General features: G+C 46.8%; 2 protein-coding genes and 1 pseudogene. 2 read left to right on the top strand and 1 reads right to left on the bottom strand.

Going from position 1 to position 2,642, the window contains the following annotated elements; all coding sequences use genetic code 11:
- Window positions 1–335, bottom strand: a pseudogene (locus tag IJJ71_RS08505) (glycosyltransferase family 4 protein); the annotation flags it as partial.
- 49 nt (window positions 336–384) lie between these two features.
- On the opposite strand from IJJ71_RS08505, the gene IJJ71_RS08500 reads away from it, so the two are divergent.
- Together IJJ71_RS08500 and IJJ71_RS08495 are read left to right on the top strand one after the other, a co-directional pair.
- Entirely contained in the window at window positions 385–1,599 is a 1,215-nt protein-coding gene (locus IJJ71_RS08500) for a DEAD/DEAH box helicase (protein ID WP_296846402.1), read from the top strand.
- A 38-nt stretch (window positions 1,600–1,637) separates the two neighbouring features.
- On the top strand, window positions 1,638–2,642 hold a 1,005-nt coding region (locus IJJ71_RS08495), incomplete at its 3' end, for an AAA family ATPase (RefSeq protein WP_296846401.1).

Raw genomic sequence — 2,642 nt, 5'->3', positions numbered from 1 at the left:
ACATCTGTTACAATTGCGACTGCAGGAACAATCGGGATTAGCGGGATGAATTTTGTTGCTGCAGGTATGATGACCAAATCATACTTTTGGATTTTGCAGAACGTGTTGAACCCGACGATATGCCACCAAAACGGTGTGTTGTATTTTTCAGGCAGATATACGGGAACAAAATTAAAATTATTGTCATGGGTGAAAATGTATCGGTCTTCTTCTTCGCCGAAGAATTCGAATTCAACGTTTTCATCATTCTTCAAGTACTTTGCGAGCGACAACAGGTAAAGCCCTGCCTCCGAGTTTCCGTGGTTGCACCCGAAAGTATCTATACCAACTTTCATAATTTCAAAATTATAGTAAATTTTTTCTAACTATGCTATACTTACCTATATGAGTGAAGTCGAGTGTAATAATGAATATTTGAATCGTTCCAACTTCTCGGAGCTTGGAATCGAAGAGAAATATTCGACTGTTCTTGCTTCTCATGGGATAACAGCTCCAACGAATGTGCAGAAACGCATAATCCCTGAGATTCTGGCGAAATCATCTGTTCTGTTTGAAAGCGAGACTGGGACGGGGAAAACGTTCGCCTACCTTCTGCCGCTTGTGCAGAGCATCTCAAGCGGCGGGAACGAAAAGAAAGAAATCAAGCTGATTGTCCTTTCTCCCACGGTTGAGCTTGCGTCACAGATAAAATCTCAGGTAAAAATAATAACCGAGGAAAACTCCGCCCTGCTTGTGGGGGGCGCACCCATAAAGCGGCAGATTGAGCTTTTAAAGGAAAAGCCTTCTGTTGTTATCGGTGGGCCTGCCCGACTTTTGGAACTGTTCCATCTCAAAAAGCTCAAAATTGATTCTGCTGCAGCTGTGGTTCTGGATGAGGTTGACCGGCTCATTTCGCCTGAGTTGCGCGACGAGACGCTGGAATTTTTGTCTTCGCTCAACAAATCGGTTCAGCTTATAGCCGCCAGCGCAACAATCTCAAAGGCGACAGAAAAAGCTTTGGCTTCCCTGCACTTCTCCCAGTCGCCCAAGACGATTTTTCTTCCGCCTGAGGACGTGCTCAGAAAGCGAATCACGCATATAGCCATTTTCTCGGAGACACGGGACAAAATCGAGACGCTCCGAAAACTGCTTGTGGCCGAAAAGGGCGAGAAGGTTCTCGTGTTCACATCAAAAATCGATCAGGTTGCGAACATCGTCTCAAAATTGAAGTACCGCAACATTGAGTGCGAGGGAATCCATGCAAAAGCCGACAAAGTTTCAAGAAAGCAGATTATAGACAAATTCCGCGGCGGAAAAATGAAAATCCTTGTGACGAGCGATTTGTCTTCACGGGGACTTGATTTTTCCGATGTGACGCATGTTGTGCAGATGGACGTTCCAAGCAACGACGATTTTTTTGTCCATCGCGCCGGAAGGACTGCCCGTGCCGGAAAGACTGGGTGCAACGTGGTTATCGGCGACGAATACGAGATGCGGAAATTTTCAGCCCTCGAAAAGCGTCTTGGCATTGTGGTGTACCCAAAAATGCTCTATAAGGGAAAACTTGTTTCGCCCTCGGAGCTTTCTTCAAACGAAATTGAAGCAAATGAAGAAAACTGATATAATTTTGGTTTCATAACGTACGACGGAGAAAATTTGTGTTTCTAAAATACCTTGATATTTATGGCTTCAAATCTTTTGCAGATAAGACTCATGTTGAATTTGCAGATGGAATAACGGCTTTGCTCGGTCCAAACGGCTGTGGGAAGAGCAATGTCGTTGATGCCATAAAATGGGTTCTTGCGGAAAACAAGGCGAAGAATCTTCGTGCCGACACGATGGAATCTGTTATTTTCAACGGAACCGACAGCCGACCGCCGCTCAACATTGCAGAAGTCACGCTCACAATCTCAAACGAGAACAAGTTGCTTCCCATGGACGAGCCTGAAATTGCCCTGAAGAGACGGCTCTACCGCTCCGGCGAAAGCGAGTATTACATCAATAATAGGCAGGTTGGCCCCACGGAAATCAGAAGGCTTTTCATGGATACGGGTGTCGGAAAATCGGCGTATTCTGTCATGGAACAGGGCAAAATCGACCAGATTCTTTCGAGCAAGCCGGAGGACAGGCGTTATCTCTTCGAGGAGGCGGCTGGAATTTCCAGAAGCAAGGCGGAATGTGCCGAGGCGGAGCGCGAACTTGAGCGGGCGCGGCAAAATCTTGAGACGATTCAGGCTGCCCTTTCTGAGAGCAAGCGGAATTATGAGACGCTCAAGGTTCAGAGCGAGAAGACAATAAAATATCGAAAAATAAAAGAAGATATTTTCAATACGGAACTTGACATCCAGCTTTTGAAGCTGCGAGACTTTGTGCAGAATCAGGCGCGGCAGACGCAGGCCAAGCAGGAGATTTCCGAGAAGCGCAATGCGATTCAGGCGGAAATTGACGGCATATTGAGCACGCTCACGGAGAACAACGACAAAATCAAGGAATTTCAGGCGCAGATGGGCGAACTGCAGCAGGAACTCATCAAGATTCAGGCGGAAAAGAACGGCAAGAGCGAGATGGCGAAGAGTCTCAATCTTGAGGCGAACAGAGTCCGCGAGAAAATCGGGCAGCTTGAAGTGCACAAGCGGGCAATCGAAGAGCGCATAGAGTCGCTT

The sequence above is a fragment of the Treponema sp. genome (genome assembly GCF_017430385.1).
GTDB lineage: Bacteria > Spirochaetota > Spirochaetia > Treponematales > Treponemataceae > Treponema_D.
The sequence above is the reverse complement of the archived record's forward strand: the minus strand, read 5'-3'. Positions and strand labels throughout refer to the sequence as shown.